Annotated in this window: 2 protein-coding genes; both read left to right on the forward strand. The window is 78.2% G+C overall.

Translation table 11 applies throughout. From position 1 onward, the window contains the following. Positions 1 to 114: 114 nt before the first annotated feature. Positions 115 to 22446 (forward strand): type I polyketide synthase, encoded by a 22332-nt coding sequence (locus ACFP3R_RS21240; RefSeq protein ID WP_380638104.1) that lies wholly within the window; start codon positions 115 to 117, stop codon positions 22444 to 22446. Positions 22447 to 22471: 25 nt separating this feature from the next. Continuing rightward, on the forward strand, positions 22472 to 26142 hold a 3671-nt coding region (locus tag ACFP3R_RS21245; protein ID WP_380638105.1), incomplete at its 3' end, for a type I polyketide synthase.

Here is a 26142-nt window from a genome sequence, read left to right on the forward strand (position 1 = left end):
TGGGGTTGTCCTAGGCCGCCGCGACTCTAGGGATTTTCCGGCGATCACCCGTCGAGACTGGGCAGACGCGTACCCGTTCGTGTCGCCGTCGGCCGTCGAGATGGGTTGGGTTGAATGGGCAACGAAGACAGGCTCCGGGAGTACCTCCGCCGTGCGGGCGCCGATCTGCGGCGCAGCAAGCAGCGGGTGCGCGACCTGGAGGAGCGGGACAGCCAACCGCTCGCCGTCGTGGCCACCGCCTGCCGCTTCCCCGGCGGGGTGGAGGACCCGGAGGGCCTGTGGCGGCTGGTGGCGTCCGAGGTGGACGCCACCACGCCGTTCCCCACCGACCGCGGGTGGGACCTGGAGGCGTTGCGGGAGCTGTCGGCGACCGACCGCGGCGGGTTCCTGCACGACGCGGCGCGGTTCGACGCCGAGCTGTTCGGGATCTCGCCGCGCGAGGCGCTGGCGATGGACCCGCAGCAGCGGCTGCTGCTGGAGGTCGCCTGGGAGGCGGTCGAGCGGGCCGGCGTCGACCCGCTGTCGCTGCGCGGCAGCCGCACCGGCGTGTTCGTCGGCGGGTTCGCGCAGGACTACGCGGCGGCGGTGAGCGGTGACGCGGAGGACTTCCGGCTGACCGGCAACACCACCAGCGTGCTGTCCGGGCGGCTGGCGTACGTGCTGGGCCTGGAGGGGCCCGCGGTCACCGTGGACACGGCGTGCTCGTCCTCGCTGGTGGCGCTGCACTGGGCGGTGCGGTCGCTGCGCTCGGGCGAGTGCGGGATGGCGCTCGTCGGCGGCGTCACGGTGATGGCCACGCCGTCGATGTTCATCGACTTCACCCGGCAGGGCGGGCTGGCCCCGGACGGCCGGTGCAAGGCGTTCGCCGACGGCGCGGACGGCACCGGCTGGGCCGAGGGCGTGGGCGTGCTGGTGCTGATGCGCCTGTCCGACGCGGTGCGCGAGGGGCGCGAGGTGCTCGCGGTCGTGCGCGGCACCGCGGTCAACTCCGACGGCGCGTCCAACGGGCTCACCGCGCCCAACGGACCGTCCCAGCAGCGCGTGATCCGCGAGGCCCTGGCCGACGCCCGCCTGACGCCGGCCGACGTGGACGCGGTGGAGGCGCACGGCACCGGCACCGCGCTGGGCGACCCGATCGAGGCGCAGGCGCTGCTGGCCGTGTACGGCGGCGAGCGGTCCGAGCCGCTGCGGCTGGGGTCGCTCAAGTCGAACATCGGGCACGCGCAGGCCGCGGCGGGTGTCGGCGGCGTCATCAAGGTCGTCGAGGCGATGCGGCACGGCGTGCTGCCGCGCACCCTGCACGTGGACGCCGCGTCCACGAGGGTCGACTGGTCGGCGGGCGCGGTGCGGCTGCTGACCGAGGCGGAGCCGTGGCCGGAGACCGGCAGGCCGCGGCGGGTGGCGGTGTCGTCGTTCGGCATCAGCGGCACCAACGCCCACGTCGTCCTGGAGCAGGCTCCCGGGGACGCGCCGGTCCAGGACCTGGTCGACCCCGACGCGGACGAACCGACCGCCGGGCCGACCGCCGGGCCCGTGGCCGGGGCGACGGCCGGGGCCGTGGTGGGGCCCGCGACTGGGGCCGCGGCTGAACCCGCGACCGGTGCCGGGCCCGTGGTGAAACCCGCGACCGAACCCGTGGCCGAGGCGACCGGTCCGGTGGCCGTGCCGTGGCTGGTCTCCGGGCGGACCGGGGACGCGTTGCGCGCCCAGGCCGCCCGGCTGCACGCGTGGGTGACCGGGCGACCCGACCTGGACCCGGCCGACGTCGGCCGGGCGCTGGCCGGGACCCGTGCCCGGCTGGACCACCGGGCCGTGGTGGTGGGCGCGGACCGCGCCGAGCTGGTGGCGGGTCTCGCGGCACTGGCCGAGGGGCGGGCGGCGGCCAACGTCGTGACCGGCGTGGCCGACGGCCGGGGCAAGGCCGTGTTCGTCTTCCCCGGTCAGGGCTCGCAGTGGGTGGCGATGGGCCACGAGCTGTGGGACACCTCGCCGGTGTTCCGGGCGCGCGCCGAGGAGTGCGCGCGGGCCCTCGCGCCGCACGTGGACTGGGACCTGGCCGGTGTGCTGCGCGGCGAGGTGCCGATGGACCGCGTGGACGTCGTGCAGCCGGCGCTGTTCGCGGTGATGGTGTCGCTGGCCGAGGTGTGGCGGGCGCACGGCGTGCGGCCCGCCGCCGTCGTCGGCCACAGCCAGGGCGAGATCGCGGCGGCCGTGGTCGCGGGCGGCCTGTCGCTGGAGGACGGCGCGCGCGTGGTGGCGCTGCGGGCCACCGCCATCCGCGAACGGCTGGCCGGTCGCGGCGGCATGGTGTCCGTGCCGTGGCCCGCCGAGCGGGTGCGGGACCTGCTCGCGGACCACCCCGAGGTCTCGATCGCCGCGGTCAACGGGCCCTCCTCGGTGGTCGTCTCCGGCGAGGTCGGCGCGCTGGACGCGGTGTTCGCCGAGCTGACCGCGCGGGGCGTGCGCGCGCGCCGCGTGGACGTGGACTACGCCTCGCACTCGGCCCAGGTCGCCGAGCTGGAGCAGCGCCTGCGGGCCGACCTCGCCCCGGTGGCGCCGCGCACCGGGACCGTGCCGTTCTTCTCCGCGGTGACCGGCGACTGGCTGGACACCGCCGCGCTGGACGCGGACTACTGGTTCCGCAACCTCCGGCAGACGGTCCACTTCGGACCGGCCGTGCGCGCGCTGCTCGACCAGGGCCACGGGTTCCTGGTCGAGGTCGCGCCGCACCCCGTGCTGCGCGCCGGGATCGCGGAGACCCTGGCCGAGACCGGCGCCGGCGTCTCGGTCGGCACGCTGCGCCGCGACGAGGGCGGCCCGCGCCGCTTCCTGCTGTCCCTGGGCGAGCTGGCGGTGCGCGGCTGCCCGGTCCGGGTGCTCGACGCCCTGCCCGACGGGCCGCGCGCCGAGCTGCCCACCTACGCCTTCCAGCGCCGCCGCTACTGGCCCGCGCCCCGCCCCGTCGCCCTCGCCGAGGGGCACCCGCTGCTGGGCGCGCCGATCGAGGTGATCGGGTCGGGCGCGGTGGTGTTCGGCACGCGCCTGGGGTCCGCCGCGCTGCCGTGGCTGACCGACCACGCCGTGGACGGGGTCGTGGTGCTGCCCGGCGCGGCGTTCGTCGAGATGGCGGTGGCGGCCGGTGACGAGGTCGGCTGCCCGCGCGTGGCCGAGCTGACCCTGCACGCGCCGCTCACCGTGCCCGCGCCCGGGGTCCGGGTGCGGGTCGTGGTCGGCGCGGACGACGGCGGCCGGCGGACCGTGGACGTGCACTCCCGCGTCGGCGACGAGTGGCTGCACCACGCCTCCGGCGTGCTGGTGGCCGGGCGGGCGGCCCCCGTGCCGGACGCCCAGTGGCCGCCCGCCGACGCCGAGCCGGTCGACCTCGCCGGGTTCCACGACGGCCTGGCGGCGCACGGGTTCGCCTACGGCCCCGCGTTCCGGGGGCTCACGGCCGCGTGGCGGCGGGGGAACGAGCTGTTCGGCGAGGTCGTGCTGCCCGAGGCCGCGCCGGCCGACGGCTACGGCCTGCACCCGGCGCTGCTCGACGCGGCCCTGCACGTCACCGCGCTCGCCGGGGACGGGCCCGCCGGGCTGCCGTTCGCGTGGGCCGGGGTCGAGCTGCACGCGACCGGCGCGTCGGTGCTGCGCGTGCGCGTGACGGGGAACGCCGGGACCGGGTTCGCGGTCGAGGCGTCCGACCCCGCCGGCGCGCCCGTCGCGTCGGTCGAGCGCCTGGTCCTGCGCCGCCGGGAGCACGCGACCACGACGGGCGCCGCGCTGCGCCGCGTCGAGTGGGCGCCGGTCCCCGCCGGTGGGGGCCTGGCCGACGCGGTCGTGCTGCCGGTCGCGTCGTCGTCGGTGGACGCCGGGGCCGAGGCCGGGGTGCTGTGCGCGCGGGTGCTCGCCGCGCTGCGGGAGTGCCTGGCGGCGGAAGGCGGGCGGCTCGTCGTCGTCACGCGCAACGCCGTCGCCGCCCTCCCCGGCGACGCGGTCGAGGACGTCGCCGCCGGCGCGGTGTGGGGCCTGGTGCGCGCCGCGCAGGCCGAGCACCCCGGTCGCCTCGTGCTCGTGGACACCGACGGCGACCCGGACGCCGTCCTCGACCTCCTGCCGGGCACGGACGAGCCGCAGCTCGTCGTGCGCGGCGGCACGGTCCTCGTGGGCAGGCTCGCGCGCGTCACGCCGACCGGCGGGGCGTCGTTCGGCGGCGGCACGGTCCTGGTCACCGGCGGGCTCGGCGCGCTGGGCGGCGAGATCGCCCGGCACCTGGTGGAGCGGCACGGCGTGCGCGGCCTGGTGCTCGCCGGCCGCACCGGCGGCGAGGTCCCGAGCGGCCTCGACGGCGCCGACGTCCGGGTCGTGGCCTGCGACGTCACCGACGCCGAGGCGGTGCGCCGCCTGGTCGACGGCATCCCGGACCTGACGGCCGTCGTGCACGCGGCCGGCGTCCTGGACGACGCCCTGGTCACCGACCTGACCGGCGACCAGCTCTCCCGCGTGCTCGCCGCCAAGGCCGGTGGCGCGTGGCACCTGCACCGGGCCACCGCGCACCTCGACCTGGCCGCGTTCGTGCTCTTCTCCTCCCTCGCGGGCACCCTCGGCCAGGCGGGGCAGGCCAACTACGCCGCCGCCAACGCCTTCCTCGACGCCCTCGCCGCCCACCGGCACGCGCACGGCCTCCCCGCGCACGCCCTGGCCTGGGGCTTCTGGGAGCTGCGCGGCGCGCTGACCGCCCACCTCACCGACCAGGACGTGACCCGGCTGGCCACCACCGGCGTCCGCCCGCTGCCCACCCCGGACGCGCTGGCGCTGTTCGACGCGGCGCTGGCCGGCACCGACGCCGTCGTGGTGCCCGCCGACCTCGACCGGGCGGTGCTCGCCGACCGACCCGACCTGCCGGGCGTGCTGCGCGGACCCCGCCGCCCGACCCGACGCACCGCGTCGACCACCGAGCGCGCCGAGGGCCTGGCCGCGCTGCCCGCCGCCGACCGGGAACGCGCGCTGGCCAGGCTCGTCACCACGCACGCCGCCGCCGTCCTCGACTTCGCCGACCCCGACCGGGTGCCGCCGCACCGCGCGTTCCGCGACCTCGGCTTCGACTCGCTGACCGCCGTGGACCTGCGCAACCGCCTCGCCGCCGCCACCGGCCTGCGGCTGCCCGCCACGGCCGTCTTCGACCACCCCACGCCCGCCGCCCTCGCCCGCCACCTGGTCGCGGAGCTGTCCGGCGCGACCGGCACCGCGCCGGACGAGCCGCGGACCGCCGAGGTGGGCGCCGAGGACGACCCCGTCGTCATCGTGGGCATGAGCTGCCGCTACCCCGGCGGCGCGGACTCGGCCGAGGGCCTGTGGCGGGTCGTCGCCGACGGCGTGGACGCCATCGGCGACTTCCCGGCCGACCGGGGCTGGGACCTGGCCCGCATCCACGACCCCGACCGCACCCGCCAGGGCACCACCTACACCCGTTCGGGAGGGTTCCTGCCCGACGCGGGCGCGTTCGACGCCGCCTTCTTCGACATCCCGCCGCGCGAGGCGCTGGCCATGCACCCGCAGCAGCGCCTGCTGCTGGAGGCGGCGTGGGAGGTCTTCGAGCACGCGGGCATCGACCCGACCTCCGTGCGCGGCACCCGCACCGGTGTGTTCGTCGGCGCCACCGGGACCGGCTACGCGCCCGGCACCGCCGAGGAGGCCGCCCACCTGGAGGGGCTGCACGCGGTCGGCACCGCGCCGAGCTTCACCTCCGGTCGCGTCGCCTACTTCCTGGGCCTGGAGGGCCCGGCCGTCACCGTCGACACGTCCTGCTCGTCCTCCCTGGTCGCCCTGCACTCGGCGGTGTCGGCGCTGCGGGCCGGGGAGTGCGGCATGGCGCTGGTCGGCGGTGTCACGGTGCTCACCGACCCGTCGCTGTTCGTCGAGTTCAGCCGGCAGGGCGCGCTGTCCGCCGACGGCCGCTGCCGGGCCTTCGCCGACGACGCGGCCGGCACCGGCTGGTCCGAGGGCGTCGGCGTGCTGCTGGTCGAACGGCTGTCGCGGGCCCGGGAACTCGGCCACGAGGTGTGGGCGGTGGTGCGCGGCACGGCGGTCAACTCCGACGGCGCGTCCAACGGCATCACCTCGCCGCACGGCCCGTCGCAGCAGCGCGTGATCCGCGCCGCGCTCGCCGCCGCCCGCCTGGCGCCGTCCGAGGTGGACGCCGTCGAGGCGCACGGCACCGGCACGAGGCTCGGCGACCCGATCGAGCTCCAGGCGCTCATGGCCACCTACGGGCAGGACCGCGAGCGGCCGCTGTGGCTGGGGTCGATCAAGTCCAACATCGGGCACGCGCAGTGGGCCGCGGGCATCGCCGGCGTCATCAAGGTGGTGATGGCGATGCGCCACGGCGTGCTGCCGCGCACCCTGCACGCCGAGGCGCCCACCACGCGCGTCGACTGGTCCGAAGGCTCGATCCGGCTGCTGCGCGAGGCCGTGCCGTGGGAGCGCGCCGGACGTCCGCGCCGGGCCGGGGTGTCCTCGTTCGGGCTGAGCGGCGCGAACGCGCACGTCGTGGTCGAGGAACCGCCCGCGCCGGTCACGCCGCCCGCGCCGGTCACCGGGGGACCGGCGGCGCGCGACGTGCCGTGGGTGCTCTCCGCCCGCACGCCCGCCGCGCTGCGCGGCCAGGCGGCGCGGTTGGCGTCCTGGCTCGACGAGCACCCCGACGTGCCCGCCGACGTGGTCGCCCGGTCGCTGCTGCGGCGCGCGTCGTTCGAGCACCGCGCCGTGCTGCTGGACCGCGACGCCGTGCCCGCGCTGGCCGGCGACCGCCCGCACGGCGCGCTGGTGCGGGGTCGGGCCGGCGCGCCCGGTCGCGTGGTGTTCGTGTTCCCCGGTCAGGGCGCGCAGTGGGTCGGCATGGCGCTGGACCTGGCCGAGTCCTCCCCGGTGTTCGCGCGGGGGCTGCGCGAGTGCGACGCGGCGCTGTCCGCGCACGTGGACTGGTCGCTGTTCGACGTGCTGGGCGACGCCGAGGCGCTGGCGCGGGTCGACGTGGTGCAGCCCGCGCTGTGGGCGGTCATGGTGTCGCTGGCCGCCGCGTGGCGGGCGCTGGGCGTCGAACCGGCCGCCGTGCTCGGCCACTCGCAGGGCGAGATCGCCGCCGCGTGCGTGGCGGGCGCGCTGTCGCTGGAGGACGGGGCGCGGGTGGTGGCGCTGCGCAGCCGGGTCGTGGCCGAGGCGCTGGAGGGCCGGGGCGGCATGGCGTCGGTGGCGCTGCCGCCGGCCGAGGTGGAGCCGCTGCTGGACGACCGGGTGGGGATCGCGGCGGTGAACGGGCCGCGCGCGGTGGTGCTGTCCGGTGAGGTCGAGGCGCTGGACGAGTTGGTGGCGGAGCTGACCGCGCGGGGCGTGCGGGCGCGGCGCATCCCGGTCAGCTACGCGTCGCACTCCTCTGGTGTCGCCGCGGTCGAACCCCGGCTGGCCGAGGTGCTGGCCCCGGTCGCGCCCACCACGTCGGACATCGCGTTCTACTCCTCGGTGACCGGCGGCCCGCTGGACACCTCCGGCCTGGACGCCGCCTACTGGTACCGCAACCTGCGGGAACGGGTCGAGTTCGAGGCGGCCGTGCGCGCCGCGCTGGCCGACGGGCACACCGTGCTGGTCGAGGTGAGCCCGCACCCCGTGCTCACGGCGAGCGTGCAGGACGTCGTCGGCGAGGACGCGGTGGTGCTCGGCACCCTGCGCCGCGACGACGGCGACGGCACGCGCCTGCTGCTGGCCGCCGCCGAGGCCCACGTGGCCGGTGTGCCGGTCGACTGGTCGGCGGCCGTGCCGGGCGACGGGTTGGCCGTGCTGCCCCCCTACGCCTTCGAGCACGAGCACTACTGGGTGAGCCCCGCCGAGCCGTCGACCGCCGTCGACCCGGCCGACGCCGGCCTGTGGTCCGCGGTGGACCGGGCCGACGCGGACGGGCTGGCCGCCCTGCTGGACCTGCCCGGGGACCACCGGCCCGCGCTGGCCGAGGTGCTGCCGGCGCTGACCGCGTGGCGACGCCGGCGCGGCGAGCGGGGCACCGTGGACAACTGGCGGTACCGCGAGGTCTGGCGCGCGCTGCCCGCGACCCGGGCCGCCGACCCGACCGGCACCTGGCTCGTGGTCTCCACCGAACCGGACCCCGACGTCGTCGAGGCGCTGCGCGCCGGCGGGGCCGCGGTCCGCGAGGTGGTGCTCGACGCCGACTGCCACGACCGCGCCGTGCTCGCCGACCGGCTCGGCGACCCGACCGGCCTGTCCGGCGTGGTCTCGCTGCTGGCCGCCGCCGAGCGGCCGCACCCGGCCCACCCGGCGCTGGCCACCGGCCTGGCGCTGACCGTGGCGCTGGTGCAGGCGCTGGGCGACCTCGACGCGGACGCGCCGCTGTGGCTGCTGACCCGGGGCGCGGTGTCGACCGGCGCGCACGACCCGCTGACCTCGCCCGTGCAGGCGCAGGTGCTCGGCGTCGGCCGGGTCGCCGCGCTCGAACACCCCGGTCGCTTCGGCGGCTGCCTCGACCTGCCCGACCGGCTCGACGAGCGCACCGCCGCCCTGCTGCGCGCCGCGCTCGCCGAGCCCACCGACCTGCTCGCCGTCCGCCCGACCGGCCTGCACGCGCGCCGCCTGGTCCGGGCCGGCGCGGCGGACCGCGTCCGCGAGTACCGCCCGCGCGGCACGGTGCTGGTCACCGGCGGCACGGGGGCGCTCGGCCCGCACCTGTGCCGCCGGCTCGCCCGCGACGGCGCGGAACACCTCGTCGTCGTCGGCAGGCGCGGCGTGGACGCCGGGCTGAAGGCCGAGCTGGAAGCCCTGGGCGCCGAGGTCGAGTTCCCGGTGTGCGACGTGGGCGACCGGACCGCCGTGGCCGCCCTGCTGGCGCGGTTGGCGGCCGAGGGCCGCGAGGTGCGGTCGGTGTTCCACGCCGCGGCGCTGACCGAACTGGGGATGCTCGCCGACACCTCCCTGGCCGACTTCGCCGCCGTGGTGGACGCCAAGGTCGCCGGCGCGGCCAACCTGGACGAGCTGCTGCCCGCCGACCTCGACGCGTTCGTGCTGTTCAGCTCGATCGCGGGCCTGTGGGGCAGCGCCGACCACGGCGCGTACGCGGCGGGCAACGCCTACCTCGACGCGCTCGCCGAGCACCGCCGCGCCCGCGGCCTGACCGGCGTGTCCGTGCGCTGGGGCATCTGGGCCGACGAGCGCACCATGAACCGCCCGGACGTCGACCCCGAGCAGGTGCGCCGCAGCGGCCTGCCGTTCCTGGACGTGGACCTCGCGCTGACCGCCCTGGTCGGTGTCCTGGACGCCGACGAGACCGCGCCCGCCGTGGCCGACGTGGACTGGCCGGTGTTCCACGCCGTGTTCACCACCGGCCGGCCCAACGCCCTGTTCGACGAGGTCCCGGAGGTCCGCGCGCCGCGCGCCGCGCCCGGACCGGTGCGCGAGGACTCCGACCTGGCCGCGGGCCTGCGCGCCCTGCCGCGCGCCGAGCGGGACCGGGCGCTGCGCGGGCTGGTGCGCGGCGAGGCCGCCGCCGCCCTCGGGCACCGCGACGACTCGGCCGTGGCCGAGGACCGGGCGTTCCGCGAGGTCGGGTTCGACTCGGTGATGGCCGTGGACCTGCGCAACCGGCTCAACGCCCGCACCGGCCTGACCCTGCCCAGCACCGTGGTCTTCGACTTCCCCAGCCCGGCGGAGCTGGCCGACCACCTGCGCGTGCTGCTGCTGGGCGAGGACGAGGGCAGGGCCGTCACCACCGTCGTGCGAGAGGCCGGTGACGAGCCGGTCGCGATCGTCGGCGTCGGCTGCCGGTTCCCCGGCGGCGTCACCGCGCCCGAGCAGCTGTGGGACCTGGTGGCGGCGGGCGCGGACGTGGTCGGCGACCTGCCGACCGACCGCGGCTGGGACGTCGCCGGCCTCTACGACCCCGACCCGGACCGACCCGGCCGCACCTACGTCGCGCGCGGCGCGTTCCTGCCCGGGGCGGGCGACTTCGACGCGGCGTTCTTCGGCATCTCGCCGCGCGAGGCCATCGCGATGGAACCGCAGCAGCGGCTGCTGCTGGAGACCTCCTGGGAGGCCCTGGAGCACGCCGGCGTCGACCCGCGCTCGGTGCGCGGCAGCAGCACCGGCGTCTTCCTCGGCGCGGCCTACCAGCACTACGCCACGGGTGTGCTGACCAACGAGGACGGCTACGAGGGCCACCTGCTCACCGGCCGCGCCACCAGCATCCTGTCCGGCCGCGTCGCCTACCTGCTCGGCACCGAGGGCCCCGCGCTCACCCTCGACACCGGCTGCTCGTCGGCGCTGGTCGCGCTGCACCTGGCCGCGCGGGCGCTGCGCTCGGGCGAGTGCGACCTGGCCCTGGCGGGCGGCGCCACGATCATGACCTCGCCGGAGACGCTGACCGGGTTCAGCCGGCAGCGCGCGCTGTCGGTGGACGGCCGCTGCCGGGCCTTCGGCGAGGAGGCCGACGGGTTCGGCATGGCCGAGGGCGTCGGCGTGCTCCTGGTCGAGCGGCTGTCCGACGCGATCGCCAACGGGCACCGGGTGCTGGCCGTCGTCCGCGGCAGCGCCATCAACTCCGACGGCGCGTCCAACGGCATGACCGCGCCCAACGGCCGCGCGCAGCAGCGCGTCATCCGGGCGGCGCTGGCGGACGCGGGCCTGGAGCCCGCCGAGGTGGACGCGGTCGAGGCGCACGGCACGGGCACGCCGCTGGGCGACCCGATCGAGGCGCACGCCCTGCTGGCCACCTACGGCCGCGACCGCACCGAGCCGCTGTGGCTGGGGTCGGTCAAGTCCAACATCGGCCACACCCAGGCCGCCGCCGGCGTCGCGGGCGTGGTCAAGGCGATCTACGCGATGCGGCACGGCGTGCTGCCGCGCACCCTGCACGCGGACACCCCGTCCTCGCGCGTCGACTGGTCGGCGGGCGCGGTCGAGCTGCTGCGGGCCGACCGCCCGTGGCCGCGCACCGGTGCGCCGCGCCGGATCGGCGTGTCGGCGTTCGGCATCAGCGGCACCAACGCGCACGTCGTGCTGGAGCAGCCGCCCGCGGTCGTCGCACCCCCTCTCCCCGGACCGGCCGCCGACCCGGCCCCCGTGGCGGGCCCGGTGCCGTGGGTGCTGTCCGGCCGCACCGAGGACGCGCTGCGCGCCCAGGCGGCCCGGCTGCTCGACGCCGTGCTGGCGCGCCCCGACCTCGACCCGGCCGCCGTGGCCGCGGCGCTGGCCGGCCGGTCGGGCTTCGAGCACCGCGCCGTCGTGCTCGGCGCCGACCACGACGAGCGGTGCCGCGCGCTGGCGACCCTGGCGCGGGGCGGCGAGGACCCGGCCGCGGTGCTCGGCACGGCGACCGACCGCGGCGAGGCCGTGTTCGTGTTCCCCGGTCAGGGCGGGCAGTGGGTCGGCATGGCGCTGGACCTGGTCGCGTCGTCGCCCGTGTTCGCGGACCGGCTGCGCGCGTGCGACGCCGCGCTGTCGCGGCACGTCGACTGGTCGGTGCTCGACGTGCTGGCCGACGAGGACGCGCTGGCCAGGGTCGACGTGGTGCAGCCCGCGCTGTGGGCGGTCATGGTGTCGCTGGCCGAGGTGTGGCGGGCGCTCGGTGTGCCGCCCGCCGGGGTCGTCGGCCACTCGCAGGGCGAGATCGCCGCCGCGTGCGTGGCGGGCGCGCTGTCGCTGGAGGACGGGGCGCGGGTGGTGGCGCTGCGCAGCCGGGTCGTGGCCGGGGCGCTGTCCGGTCGCGGTGGCATGGCGTCGGTGGCGCTGCCCGTGGCCGAGGTGGAGCCGCTGCTGGACGACCGGATCGGGATCGCCGCGGTGAACGGGCCGCGCGCGGTGGTGCTGTCCGGCGAGGTCGAGGCGCTGGACGAGTTGGTGGCGGAGCTGACCGCGCGGGACGTGCGGGCCCGGCGCATCCCCGTCGACTACGCGTCGCACTGGTCCGCGGTGGACGAGGTGCGCGACGCGCTGGCGGAGGTCCTGAGCGGCCTCACGCCGGTGTCGACGGACGTGGACTTCTGCTCGGGCGTGCTCGGCGCGGCCGTCGACACCGCCACCCTGGACGCGGACTACTGGTTCCGCAACCTGCGCGAGCGGGTCGACTTCCAGGGCGCGGTGCTGGCCGCCCGTCGCGACGTGTTCGTGGAGGTCGGTCCGCACCCGGTGCTGTCGATGAGCGTGCGTGACGTGGTGGGTGACGACGCCGTGGTGGTGGGTTCGCTGCGGCGCGGCGAGGGTGGCGCGGACCGGTTGTTGTGGTCGGTGGCGGAGGCGTGGGTGGCGGGCGTGCCGGTGCGCTGGGACGTCCTCGTGCCCGGCGTCGTGCCCGCCGAGGTGCCGACCTACGCGTTCCGGCACGAGCGCTACTGGCCCGTGCCGCACGTGGCGGACCAGGTCGGCGCGACCGTCGACTCCTGGCGCTACCGCGTCGACTGGGTGCCGGTGCCGGTCGCCCCGGCCCGGGTCACCGGCCGCTGGCTGGTCGTCGCGCCCGAGGGCGTCGACACCGCCTGGACGGCCGGGCTGCTCGGGGACGCCGTGCTCGTGCCCGGCGGCGACCGGGCGACCCTCGCCGGCGCGCTGGCGGGCCTGGAACCGGCGGGCGTGCTGTCCCTGCTGGCCGCCAGCCTCGACCCGGTCGTGGCGACCACCGCGCTCGTGCAGGCACTGGGCGACGCCGGGGTCCCCGCCCCGCTGTGGTGCCTGACCCGGGGCGGGGTGAACACCGGGAACGCCCCGGCCGACCCGGAGCAGGCCGCCGTGTGGGGCCTCGGCCGCGTCGTCGGCCTGGAGCACCCCGACCGCTGGGGCGGTCTCGTGGACGTGCTCCCGGGCGACATCGACACCGGTCTGCTGGCCGCCGTGCTGACTGGTGCGACGGGGGAGGACGAGACCGCGATCAGGTCGGGCGGTGTGCTGGGCCGCCGGCTGGTCCGCGCGCCGCGGCGCCCGGCCGTCCGCCCGGTGCCCACGGGGCCGGTGCTGATCACCGGTGGCACGGGCGCGCTCGGCGCGCACGTCGCCCGCCGGTTCGCGAGCGCGGGCGCGGCCCGCCTGGTGCTGGTGAGCCGCAGCGGACCGGACGCGCCCGGCGTGGCCGCGCTGCGCGCCGAGCTGGACGGGGTGGACCTGCGGGTCGTCGCCGCCGACGTGGCCGACCGGGGCGCGGTGGCCGCGCTGCTCGACGAGCACGAGCCCGAGGTGGTCGTGCACGCGGCCGGCGTGCTGGACGACGGCGTGCTGGACTCCCTGACCGCCGACCGGTTCGCGGCCGTGTGGCGGACCAAGGTGGACGCCGCCCGGCACCTGGACGAGCTGACCCGCGACCGGGACGTGGCCGCGTTCGTGCTGTTCTCCAGCATGGCGGGCACGCTCGGCAACCCCGGCCAGGGCAACTACGCCGCCGCGAACGCCGCGCTGGACGCGATGGCCGAGAACCGCCGCGCCGCCGGCCTGTCCGCGACCTCGGTGGCCTGGGGCCGGTGGGCGGAGATCGGCATGGCCGCCGACACCGCGCAGGTCGACGCGGGAGCGCGCCGCGACGGGTTCGGCACGATGGCCGCCGGGCACGCCGTGGAGGCGCTGTGGGGCGCCCTCGCCGCCGACGAGACCACGCTCGCCGTCGCCGACGTCGACTGGGCGCGCTGGCGGGCCGCCGGCACCAGGCCGAGGTCCGCGCGGTTCGTGGGCGGGCTCCTGCCCTCGGTGGCCGAGCGGCCGGCCGTGGCGCCCGCCGCGCCCCGCGACCTGATGGCCGCCGTCCGGGAACGCGCCGCCGCCGTCCTCGGGCACGCCGACCCCGGCGCGGTCGACCCGGACGGCCGGTTCCGCGACCTGGGCTTCGACTCGCTGACCGCGCTGGAGTTCCGCAACGGCCTGGCGCGCGTGCTCGGCGTGGACCTGCCCGCCACCACCGTGTTCGACCACCCGACCCCGGCCGCGCTGGTCGCCCACCTGGAGACCCTGCTCGGCGGGACCGCGGCCGAGCCCGAGCGGCCGCGCGCCGCCGTGGCGGCGGACGAGCCGGTGGCGATCGTCGGCATGGCGTGCCGCCTGCCCGGCGGCGTGGACAGCCCCGAGGGCTACTGGGAGCTGCTGATCGGCGGGCGGGACGCGATCGGCCCGTTCCCGACCGACCGCGGCTGGTCGGCGGAGGCGCTGCGCGGCAGCACCACCCGCTCCGGCGGCTTCCTGCGCGACGTGGGCGCCTTCGACGCCGGGTTCTTCGGCATCTCGCCGCGCGAGGCGCTGGCCATGGACCCGCAGCAGCGCCTGCTGCTGGAGGTGTCGTGGGAGGCCCTGGAACGCGCCGGCATCGACCCGTCCGGCCTGCGCGGCGGCGACACGGGCGTGTTCGTCGGCACGAACGGCCAGGACTACGGGAACCTGCTGCTCGGGTCCGGCGTGGAGCGCGACGGGCACGTGGGCACCGGCATCGCCGGCAGCGTCGTGTCCGGCCGCGTGTCCTACGCGCTCGGCCTGGAGGGGCCCGCGGTCACCGTCGACACGGCGTGCTCGGCGTCGCTGGTCGCGATGCACCTGGCCGCGCAGTCGCTGCGCTCCGGGGAATCCGGGCTGGCCCTGGTCGGCGGCGTGTCCGTGATGTCCACCCCGTGGATCTTCACCGAGTTCAGCCGGCAGGGCCTGCTCAGCGCGGACGGCCGGTGCAAGGCGTTCGCCGCCGGCGCCGACGGCACGGGCTGGGCCGAGGGCGCGGGCGTGCTGGTGCTGGAGCGGCTGTCCGACGCGCGGCGCAACGGGCACGAGGTGCTGGCCGTGCTGCGCGGTTCGGCGGTGAACCAGGACGGCGCGTCCAACGGGCTCACCGCGCCCAACGGCCCGTCGCAGCAGCGCGTCATCAGGCAGGCGCTGGCCAACGCCGGGCTGCGGCCGTCCGAGGTGGACGTCCTGGAGGCGCACGGCACCGGCACGGCGCTCGGCGACCCGATCGAGGCGCAGGCGGTCCTGGCCACCTACGGCCAGGACCGCGAGCGCCCGCTGCTGCTCGGCTCGGTCAAGTCCAACCTCGGGCACACCCAGGCCGCCGCCGGGGTCGCCGGGGTCATGAAGGTGGTGCTGGCGATGCGGCACGGCGTCGTGCCGCCGACCCTGCACGTGACCGAGCCGTCCCCGCACGTCGACTGGTCGAGCGGCGCGGTCGAGGTGGTGACCTCGGCGACGCCGTGGCCGGAGACCGGCCGCGTGCGCCGGGCCGGCGTCTCGTCGTTCGGCGTGAGCGGCACCAACGCGCACGTCGTGCTCGACGCCCCGGAGGTCGTCCGGCCGTCGCGCGCCGTCGCGCCCGGTCCGGTGCCGTGGCCGGTGTCGGCCCGCTCCGAGGACGCGGTGCGCGCCGCCGTCGCCCGGCTCGCCGGTGTCGACGCCGACCCGCTCGACGTCGGGCACACCCTGGTGACCGCGCGCGCCGCGTTCGACCACCGCGTGGTGCTGCTGGCCGACGGGGGCGAGGTGCGCGAGGTCGCGGCCGGCACGCCGGTCGGGGGGCCGGTGGCGCTGGTGTTCGCCGGTCAGGGCGCGCAGCGGGCCGGCATGGGGCTCGGGCTGGCCGCCCGGTTCCCGGTGTTCGCCGCCGCGCTGGACGAGGCGTTCGCCGCGCTCGACCTGCCGACCGACGTCCTCGCCGACGACGGGCGGCTGTCGAGCACGGAGTTCGCGCAGCCCGCGCTGTTCGCGTTCGAGGTGGCGCTGTTCCGGCTGCTGGAGTCGTGGGGCGTGCGGCCGGACGTGCTGGTCGGGCACTCGGTCGGCGAGATCGCCGCCGCGCACGTGGCCGGGGCGCTGTCCCTGGCGGACGCGGCCCGGCTGGTCGCCGCGCGCGGCCGGTTGATGGCCGCGCTGCCGCCGGGCGGGGCGATGGTCTCGGTGGAGGCGTCGGAGGACGAGGTGGCGCCGTTCCTGGGCGACCGGGTCGTGCTGGGCGCGGTGAACGGCCCGCGCTCGGTGGTGCTGTCCGGCGACGAGGACGCGGTCTTGGCCCTCGCTCGCCGGTGGGCGGACAGGGGCGGGCGCACCAGGCGGCTCGCCGTGTCCCACGCCTTCCACTCGCCGCTCGTGGAGCCGGTGCTGGCGGAGTTCGCCGAGGTCGCCGCCGGGGTGACCGCGCACGCGCCGCGCATCCCCGTCGTGTCCACCGTGACCGGGCGACCGCACACGGCGTTCGACGGCGCCCACTGGGTGCGGCAGGTGGTCGCGACCGTGCGGTTCGCCGACGCCGTGGCCGCCACCGGGGCGGTGACCCTGCTGGAGGTCGGGCCGGACGGCTCGCTCTCCGGTGTGGCGCGGGAGAGCGCGCCGGGCGCCGAGGTGGTGCCGCTGCTGCGGCGCGACCGGGACGAGCCCGCCGCGCTGGCCGCCGCCCTCGGCCGCGCCCACGTGCGCGGGATCGCGGTGGACTGGTCGGAGTGGGTCGCCGCCGGCCGGCCGGTCGCCCTGCCCACCTACCCGTTCCAGCGGGCCACCTACTGGCCGGCACCCGCCCCCTCGACCGCCCTCGACCCCGCCGACGTGGCGGACCTGGCCGCCGACCTGGACCTGGACCGCGACACCCTCGACTCGGCGCTGGCCGCCCTGGACGGCAGGCGCCGGGCCCGCGCCGCCCTGGTCGACCGCTACCGGCTGGAGTGGCGCCCGGTGCCCGCCGGGCCCGTCCCCACCGGCCGCTGGCTGGCCGTGCTGCCGGAGACCCCGGCGGAGTGGGTGCGACCGCTGCTCGACGCCCTGCCGCTCGACGTCACCGCGTCCGGCGACCACGTGGGCGTGCTGTCGTTCCTCGACGTCGAGGGCACGGCGGCGCTGCTCACCGGGGACCGCCCGGTGTGGTGCGTGACCCGGGACGCGGAGACGGACCCGGCGCAGGCCGCGCTGTGGGGCTTCGGCCGGGTCGCCGCGCTGGAGCACGTCGGCCGCTGGGGCGGTGTGCTGGACGTGTCGGCCGACGCCGATCCCGCGCTGGTCGCCGCCGCGCTCACGGCGGGCGAGGACGCCGTGGCCGTGCGGTCCGACGGGCTGCGCGCCCAACGACTGGTCCCGGTCACCACCACCGCCGAGGCCCCGGCGCCCCGGGGCACCGTGCTGGTCACCGGGGCGACCGGCGCGGTCGGGGTGGCTGCCGCGCGGTGGCTGGCCGGGCGGGGTGTGCCGCACCTCGTGCTGCTCACCCGCTCCGGCGACGCCGACGAGCTGGTCCGCGAGGTCGCGGCGCTGGGCGCGACGGCCGAGTCCGTCGCCTGCGACGTCACCGACCGGGACGCCCTGGCGGCCGTGGTGTCCGCGCACGCCCTCACCGGCGTGGTGCACGCGGCCGGCTCCCCGGCGGGCGCGCTGCACCTGGACGAGCTGACCCGCGACCACGACCTGGACCTGTTCGCGCTGCCCACCACGATCGCCGGGGTGTGGGGCGCGGCGGGCCACGCCGACGACGCCGCGTCCGACGCCTCCCTGCGCGCGCTGGCCGCCCGCCGCCGCTCGCTCGGCCTGCCCGCGACCGTCGTGTCCTGGTCCCCGTGGGCCGGTTCGGCCTCCGCCGACCGCCTGCGCCGGGCCGGCCTCACCCCGCTGCACGGCGAGACCGCCGTGACCGCGCTCGCGACCGCTGACGGTGACGTCGTGGTCGCCGACGTCGACTGGGCGCGCATCCCCCCGCGCCCGGTCGGCTCCCGCGTCCTCTCCGAGGTCCCCGGTGTGCGGATCGCCGCGGACCTCGGGGAGGACGCCCGGGACCGGCCGCGGGAGCAGGTGGCCCGCGAGCTGCTGGACACCGTGCGCGCCGCCGTGGCGGCCGTCCTGGAGCACGGCTCGGCGGCCGACGTCGCGCCCGACCGGGCGTTCCGCGACCTGGGCTTCGACTCGCTGACCGCCGTCGAGCTGCGCGACCGGCTCACGGCCGCGACCGGCCTGGCGCTGCCCGCCACCGCCGTGTTCGACCACCCGACGCCCGAGTCGCTGCGCGACCACCTGGTCACCGCGCTGCTCGGCGACCCGGCACCCGGTCCGGTCGGCGGTCCGCGCGAGGTCGTCGAGACCGATCCAGTGGTGATCGTCGGCATGGCGTGCCGCTTCCCCGGCGGCGTCGTGGACGCCGACGGCCTGTGGCGGCTGGTCGAGGAGGGGCGGGACGCGGTGGCCGGGTTCCCGGCGGACCGGGGTTGGGACCTCGCCTCGCTGCGCGCCACCAGCGCGGCGGCGGAGGGCGGGTTCCTCTACGACGCGCCGCTGTTCGACGCCGACTTCTTCGGCATCTCGCCGCGCGAGGCGCTGTCGATGGACCCGCAGCAACGGCTGCTGCTGGAGACCTCGTGGGAGGCGCTGGAGGACGCGGGCGTGGACCCCGGCGGCCTGCGCGGCTCGGCCACGGGCGTGTTCGTCGGCTCGACCGGGGCCGACTACCGGCCGCCCGCCGACCTGCGCGGGCACCTGCTCGCGGGCAACGCGGCGAGCGTGCTGTCCGGCCGGGTGTCGTACGTGCTCGGGCTGGAGGGCCCGGCGATGACCATCGACACGGCGTGTTCGTCGTCGTTGGTGGCGCTGCACCTGGCGGCGCGGTCGCTGCGGTCGGGTGAGTCCTCGCTGGCGCTCGCGGGCGGTGTCACGGTGATGTCGACGCCGATCGCGTTCGAGGAGTTCACCCACCAGGGCGGGCTCGCGGCGGGCGGCCGGTGCCGGTCGTTCGCCGACTCCGCCGAGGGCGTGGGCTGGTCCGAGGGCGTCGCCGTGCTGGTGCTGGAGCGCCTGTCGGACGCGCGGCGCCACGGGCACGAGGTGCTGGCGGTGGTGAAGGGCTCCGCGGTGAACCAGGACGGTGCGTCGAACGGGTTGACGGCGCCGAACGGTCCTTCGCAGCAGCGGGTGATCCGGGCGGCGTTGGCGGATGCCGGGCTGCGTCCGTCCGAAGTGGACGTGGTCGAGGCGCACGGCACCGGGACGACCCTGGGCGACCCGATCGAGGCGCAGGCGTTGCTGGCCACCTACGGCCAGGACCGGGAGCGGCCCCTGCTGCTGGGCTCGATCAAGTCGAACCTCGGGCACACCCAGGCCGCGTCCGGGGTCGCCGGGGTGATCAAGGTCGTGCAGGCCATGCGCCACGGCGTCGTGCCCCGCACGCTGCACGTGGACGCGCCGTCGTCGCACGTGGACTGGACGGCCGGCGAGGTCGCCCTGCTCACCGGGCAGGTGGCGTGGCCGGAGACGGGCGCGCCGCGCCGGGCCGGGGTGTCGTCGTTCGGCGCGAGCGGCACCAACGCGCACGTCGTCGTCGAACAGGCCCCGCCCGCGCGGCCCGAGCCCGCCGCCGACGTGGCCGGGCCGCTGCCCGTGCTGCTGTCGGCACGCGGTCCGGAGGCGCTGAGGGGCCAGGCCGCCCGGCTGCTCGGGCACCTCGACCACGTGGACCTCGCGGACCTGGCCGTGGCGTCCGCCCGCGCCCGCGCGCACCTGCCGCACCGCGCGGCCGTCGTGTGCGGTGACCGGGACGAGCTGGTGCGCGGCCTGACCGCGCTGGCCGAGGGCCGGGCGAGCGGTGTGGTCGCCGCCCGCGAACCCGCGCGGGCCTGGGTGTTCGCCGGCCAGGGCGCGCAGCGGGCGGGCATGGGGCTCGGGCTGGCGGCCCGGTTCCCGGTGTTCGCCGACGCGCTGGACGAGGTCGCCGCCGTGCTGGCCGGCGAGCTGGACCGGCCGCTGCGCGACGTGCTGGCGTCCGACGAGCTGGACCTCACCGGGTACACCCAGCCCGCGCTGTTCGCCTTCCAGGTGGCGCTGTCGCGGCTGCTGGAGTCGTGGGGGCTGCGGCCGGACGTGCTGGTCGGGCACTCGGTCGGCGAGATCGCCGCCGCGCACGTCGCGGGCGTGCTGTCGCTGGAGGACGCGTGCCGCCTGGTGGCCGCCCGGGGCAGGCTCATGCAGGCGCTGCCGGTCGGCGGCGCGATGGTGGCCGTGCGGGCCACCGAGGCCGAGGTGACGCGGCTGCTCACCGCCGGCGTGGCGCTCGCGGCGGTGAACGGGCCGGAGTCGGTCGTGCTGTCCGGCGTGGCCGAGGAGGTCGCGGCGGTCGCCGACCGGTTGACCGCCGACGGCCGCAAGACCCGCGCGCTGCGGGTGAGCCACGCCTTCCACTCCCCGCTGGTGGACCCGGTGCTGGAGGAGTTCGGCCGGGTCGTCGCCGGGCTGCGGTTCGCGCCGCCGCGCGTGCCGGTCGTGTCGACGGTCGCCGTCGGCGCGGACCACACCGACCCGGCCTACTGGGTCGGGCAGGTCCGGGCCACCGTGCGGTTCGCCGACGCGGTCGCCGGGACGCGGGCCGACGTGTTCGTGGAGATCGGCCCGGACGGCTCGCTGTCGGGCGCGGTGCGGCAGGTGCTGCCGGGAGCGGTGGCGGTGCCCGCGCTGCGCGGCGACCGGTCCGAGCCCGTCGCGGTGGTCGAGGCCCTGGCCCGCCTGCACGCGCACGGCGCGGACGTGGACTGGGCGGCGTTCCACGGTGGCCGCCGCGCCCGCCGGGGCGCGCTGCCGACCTACGCGTTCCAGCGCGAGCGGTTCTGGCCGAGGGACGCCGTGCCGACCGCCGACCCGACGTCGGGCTGGCGCTACGGCTCCGATTGGGCGCCGCTCGACCTGCCCGCCGCCCGGCCCGGTCCGCTGGTGGCGGTCGTGCCCGACGCCGGGGACCCGTGGGTCGCCGCCGTGCTGGCCGCGCTGCCGGAGGCCGGGGTGGTGACCGCCGCCGGCGACGTGCCCGACGGCGCGACCGCGCTGTTCTTCGCGGTGGAGGAGTCCGAGCGCGACGGCGTGCCCGCCGCCGTGCTCGACACCGCCGCCCTGCTGCGCGACCTCGGCGACGCGCCGCTGTGGTGCGTCACGCGGGGCGCGGTGGCGGTCGGCGACGAGACGCCGTCCGTGGCCGGTGCCGCGGTGTGGGGCCTGGCCGGGGTGGCCGCTGCGGAGCGCCCCGACCGGTGGGGCGGCGTGGTCGACCTGCCGGTCGAGTGGGACCCGGCCTCGGGGCCCGTGCTGGCCGCCGTGCTGGCGGCCGGCGAGGAGGACCGGGTGGCGGTGCGCGGCGCGGGAGCGCACGGCAGGCGCCTGGTGCGCGTGACCACGGCGCCCGCCGGCGCCTGGCGGCCGAACGGGACCGTGCTGGTCACCGGCGGCACGGGCGCCCTGGGCGGGCACGTCGCCCGCGGCCTGGCCGAGGCCGGCGCCGGGCACCTCGTGCTGCTCAGCAGGCGCGGGCTCGACGCGCCGGGCGCGGACGCCTTGCATTCGGAGTTGGAGGGCCTGGGTGCGCGGGTGGACGTGGTGGCGTGCGACGCCGCCGACCGCGACGCCCTGGCCGGCGTGCTCGCCGGGCTGCCCGACCTGACCGGGGTCGTGCACGCGGCGGGCGTGCTGGACGACGGCCTGCTCGACGGGCTCACGCCGGACCGGTTCACGACCGTGTTCCGCGCCAAGCTTACCGCCGCGCGCAACCTGGACGAGCTGACCCGGGACCGCGACCTCGCGGTGTTCGCGCTGTTCTCGTCGGCGTCGGCGGTCCTGGGCAACGCCGGGCAGGGCAACTACGCCGCCGCCAACGCCGCGCTGGACGCCCTGGCCCACCGCCGGCGCGCCGCCGGGCGCGCCGCGACGTCCGTGGCGTGGGGCGCGTGGGACGGCGGCGGCATGGCCGACGACCCGGCCGCGCGGGAAGCCGCCCACCGGGCCGGCGCGCTGCCGATGGCGCCGCGCCGCGCCGTGGAGGTGCTGCGCGCGCTGGGCGGCGACGCCGCGCCGACCGCCGTGGTCGCCGACGTCGACTGGGAGCGCTACGGCCCGGCGCGCGGGGGCGCGCTCACCGCCGGCCTGACCGGGGCGGGGCGGCCCGCGCCCGACGCCGCCGACGCCCTGCGCGCCCGGCTGGCGGCCGTGCCCGGGGCCGGGCGGCGGCAGGTGCTGCTGTCCCTGGTGCGCGCTGAGGTGGCGGACGTGCTGCGGCACGGCGGCGCGGACCGCGTCGCGGCCGACCGGACGTTCACCGACCTCGGGTTCGACTCGCTGACCGCGGTCGAGCTGCGCGACCGGCTGGCCGCGCTGACCGGGCTGACCCTCGCGGCGACGCTGGTGTTCGACCAGCCCACGCCGCTGGCGCTGGCCGAGCACCTGCACCGGGGCCTCGCCGGTGTCCTCGCGCCGGGCGCCCCGGCGGAGCGGGACCCCGACGACGAGGAGGGCCGGGTGCGGGCGCTGCTCGCGACCGTGCCGCTGGACCGGCTGCGCGACCTCGGCCTGCTGGACGCCCTGCTCGCCCTCGGCGACGCGGCGGACGGCGGCGAGGGGGACCCGGCCGTGGCCGAGGTGAACGAGGTGGCCCTGGACGAGGTGGCCGTCGACGACATGGACCTGGACGCCCTGGTCCGAGCCGCGCTCGACGCGGACCGCTGACCAACCGACCCCGAAGCGGAGAACCATGTCCCACTCCACCGACCAGGTCATCGAGGCGTTCCGGGCGTCGATGAAGGAGAACGAGCGGCTGCGCAGGCTCAACCGGCAGCTGGCCGCCGGCCGCGCCGAGCCGGTCGCCGTCGTGGCGATGAGCTGCCGGTTCCCCGGCGGCGTCACCTCGCCCGAGCAGCTGTGGGACCTGGTGGCGGGCGGCGTGGACGCGGTGGGCCCGCTGCCCGACGACCGGGGGTGGGACCCGGCGGACCTGGCCGTGGGGCCGACCCGCGAGGGCGGGTTCGTGTCCGGGATCGCGGACTTCGACCCGGCGTTCTTCGGGCTCACCCCGCGCGAGGCGCTGGCGATGGACCCCCAGCAGCGGCTGCTGCTGGAGACCTCGTGGGAGGCGTTCGAACGGGCCGGGCTGGACGCCGCGGCCCTGCACGGCAGCCGCACCGGCGTGTTCGTCGGCACCAACGGCCAGGAGTACCTGGACCTGCTGGCCGCGGTGGGCGAGGACGGCAGCCCGCACGCGGGCACCGGCAACGCGGCCAGCGTCGTGTCCGGCCGGCTGTCCTACACCTTCGGGCTGGAGGGCCCGTCGGTCACCGTGGACACGGCGTGCTCGTCGTCGCTGGTGGCGATCCACCTGGCCGCGCAGGCGGTGCGGGCGGGGGAGTGCTCGCTGGCGCTCGCCGGCGGGGTGACGATCATGGTCAGGCCCACCGCGTTCGTGCTCTACGGCCGGCAGGGCGCGGTCGCGCCGGACGGCCGCTGCAAGGCGTTCGCCGAGGGCGCGGACGGCGTGGGCTGGGCCGAGGGCGTGGGCCTGGTGCTGCTGGAGAAACTGTCCGACGCGCGCCGCAACGGCCACCCGGTGCTGGCGGTGCTGCGCGGGTCCGCGGTGAACTCCGACGGCGCGTCCAACGGGTTGACCGCGCCCAGCGGTCCGGCGCAGCGGCGGGTGATCCGGCAGGCGCTCGTGGCGTCCGGGCTGTCGGCGGCCGACGTGGACCTGGTCGAGGCGCACGGCACCGGCACGGCGCTGGGCGACCCGATCGAGGCCGCGGCGCTGCTGGCGACCTACGGCCGGGACCGCGCGCGGCCGGTGCTGCTGGGGTCGGTGAAGTCGAACCTGGGGCACGCGCAGGCGGCGTCCGGCGTGGCCGGGCTGATCAAGGTCGTGATGGCGATGCGGCACGGCACCGTGCCCGCCACCCTGCACGCCGGGAGCCCCTCGCGGCGAGTCGACTGGTCCGGCGGCGCGGTCGAGCTGGCGACCGAGGCCCGGCCGTGGCCGGAGACGGGTGCGCCGCGCCGTGCGGCGGTGTCGTCGTTCGGGGTGAGCGGCACCAACGCGCACGTCGTGGTGGAGGCCGCGCCCGCCGCCGGGGACGTCGGGGACGCCGGGAACACCGTGCCCCCCGGGCCGGTGCCCGCCGCGCTGCCCTGGGTGCTGTCGGCGCGCTCCCGCGAGGCGTTGCGGGCGCAGGCCGCGCGGGTGCGCGACCACCTCGCCGACCGCGGCGACCGGCCGGTGGACGTGGCCTTCTCGCTGACCTCCACCAGGACCGCCCTGCCGCACCGCGCCGTCCTGCTCGACCCGGCCGACCTGGGCGCGCTCGCGGCCGGCCGCCCCTCTGCCACCACCGCCGAGGGGGTCGCCGACCCCGACGCGGCGGGGCCGGTGTTCGTGTTCCCCGGTCAGGGCGCGCAGTGGGTCGGCATGGGCGCGCGGCTGCTGGACGAGTCCCCGGTGTTCGCCGAGCGGATCGGGCAGTGCGCCGACGCCCTGGCCCCGCACGTGGACTTCTCGCTGGTGGACGTGCTGCGCGACGGGCTCGCACTGGACCGCGTGGAGGTCGTGCAGCCGGTGTCGTGGGCGGTGGTGGTGGCGCTGGCGGCACTGTGGGAGGCGCACGGCGTCCGCCCGGCCGCCGTCGTGGGCCACTCGCAGGGCGAGGTCGCGGCGGCGTGCGTGGCCGGCGGGCTGTCGCTGGAGGACGGCGCGCGGGTCGTCGCGCTGCGGGCGCGGGCGATCGGGCGGGCGCTGTCCGGGCGCGGCGGGATGCTGTCGGTGGCGCTGCCCGAGGCGGAGGTGGTCCCCCGGCTGGGGCCGGGGCTGTCGGTCGCCGCAGTCAACGGGCCCGCCGCGGTCGTGGTGTCGGGCGAACCGGCCGCGCTGGACGAGCTGGCCGAGGCGTTGGCCGGCGAGGGCGCGCGGGTGCGGCGGGTCGCCGTCGACTACGCCTCGCACAGCGCGCACGTGGACGCCGTGCGCGAGGACCTGCTCGCGGCGCTGGCGCCCGTGCGGCCCCGGACCGGGGCGGTGCCGTTCTTCTCCACCCGCGCCGGCGACTGGTTCGACACCGCCGGGCTCGACGCCGGGTACTGGTTCGCGAACCTGCGCGAGACCGTGCGGTTCGAGCGGGCCGTGCGCGAGCTGGTCGCGGTGGGGCACCGGGCGTTCGTCGAGGTCGGGCCGCACCCGGTGCTCACCGCCGCGGTGCAGGCGACCGCGGAGGCCGCGGGCGCGCCGGTCGCCGCCGTGGGCACGCTGCGGCGCGACGACGGCGGGTTCGCCCGGTTCGCGCTGTCGCTGGGCGAGGCGTTCTGCGCGGGCGTGGCGGTGGACTGGTCCGGGTTCTTCCCCGGCGCGCGCCGGGTCGACCTGCCGACCTACCCGTTCCAGCGCACCAGGCTGTGGCCCGACCTGCCCGCGCCCGCGGTGAGCGGCCGGTTCCGCACCGGGTGGGCGCCGATCGGTCCCGGCCGCCCGCTCGACGGCACGTGGCTGGTCGCGGTGACCGACGAGGGGGCCGGCCGGCCGGGCGGCTCGGCGGTCCACGTCGTGGTGTCCGCCGACCCCGAGGTCACCGCGGCCCGGATCACCGAGGCGCTCGACGGCGTCGAGCCGGTCGGGGTGCTGGCGCTGACCGCCACGGACGACGGGGCCACGGGCGTCGCGCTGACGACGGCGCTGTTGCGCGCCCTGGGTTCCCTCGGCCTCTCCGCACCGCTGTGGTGCGTGACGCGGGGCGCGGTGTCGACCGGGGACGACGACCCGGTGACCAACCCGGGTCACGCGGCGCTGTGGGGCCTGGGGCGGGTGGCCGCCCTGGAGCACCCGGAGCGCTGGGGCGGGCTGGTCGACCTGGCCGGCGACGAACTGCTCCTGCCCGACGGGCCCGAGGACCAGGTGGCGGTGCGCCCCGGCGGGCTCCTCGGCCGTCGGCTCGTGCCGGTCGTCGAGAGCCCCGCGGCGCCCGCCCTGAGCGGCACGGTGCTGGTGACCGGTGGCACCGGCTCGGTCGGGTCGCGCGTCGTCCGCTGGGTCCTGGAGCACGGGGCGGAGCACGTCGTGGTCGTCGCGCCGGACGCGCACGAGGCCGCGGCCGACGTGACGCCGGTCGCGTGCCCGGTCACCGACCGGGAGGCGCTGGCCGCCGCGCTCGCCGCGATCCCCGCCGACCGGCCGCTGACCGCCGTGGTGCACGCCGCGCGCGCCGCCACCGCCGGCAGTCTGTCCACTGTGGACATCGTGGGCCTGCTCGACCCGGTCCGCGCGGCGCTGGCCGGCGTCTCGGTGCTGGACGAGCTGGCCGGGGACGTGCCGCTCGTGGTCTTCGGCGGGCTGGCCGGCGTCGTCGGCGGTCCGGGGGGGGGGGGGGGGGGGGGGGGGGGGGGGGGGGGGGGGGG

The sequence above is a fragment of the Saccharothrix lopnurensis genome (genome assembly GCF_042658445.1).
GTDB classification, from domain to species: domain Bacteria; phylum Actinomycetota; class Actinomycetes; order Mycobacteriales; family Pseudonocardiaceae; genus Actinosynnema; species Actinosynnema lopnurensis.

What these genes read in the sequence shown, in the direction of transcription:
- ACFP3R_RS21240 (WP_380638104.1), top strand. Translation starts at nt 115, where the DNA reads ATGGGCAACGAAGACAGGCTCCGGGAGTACCTCCGCCGTGCGGGCGCC.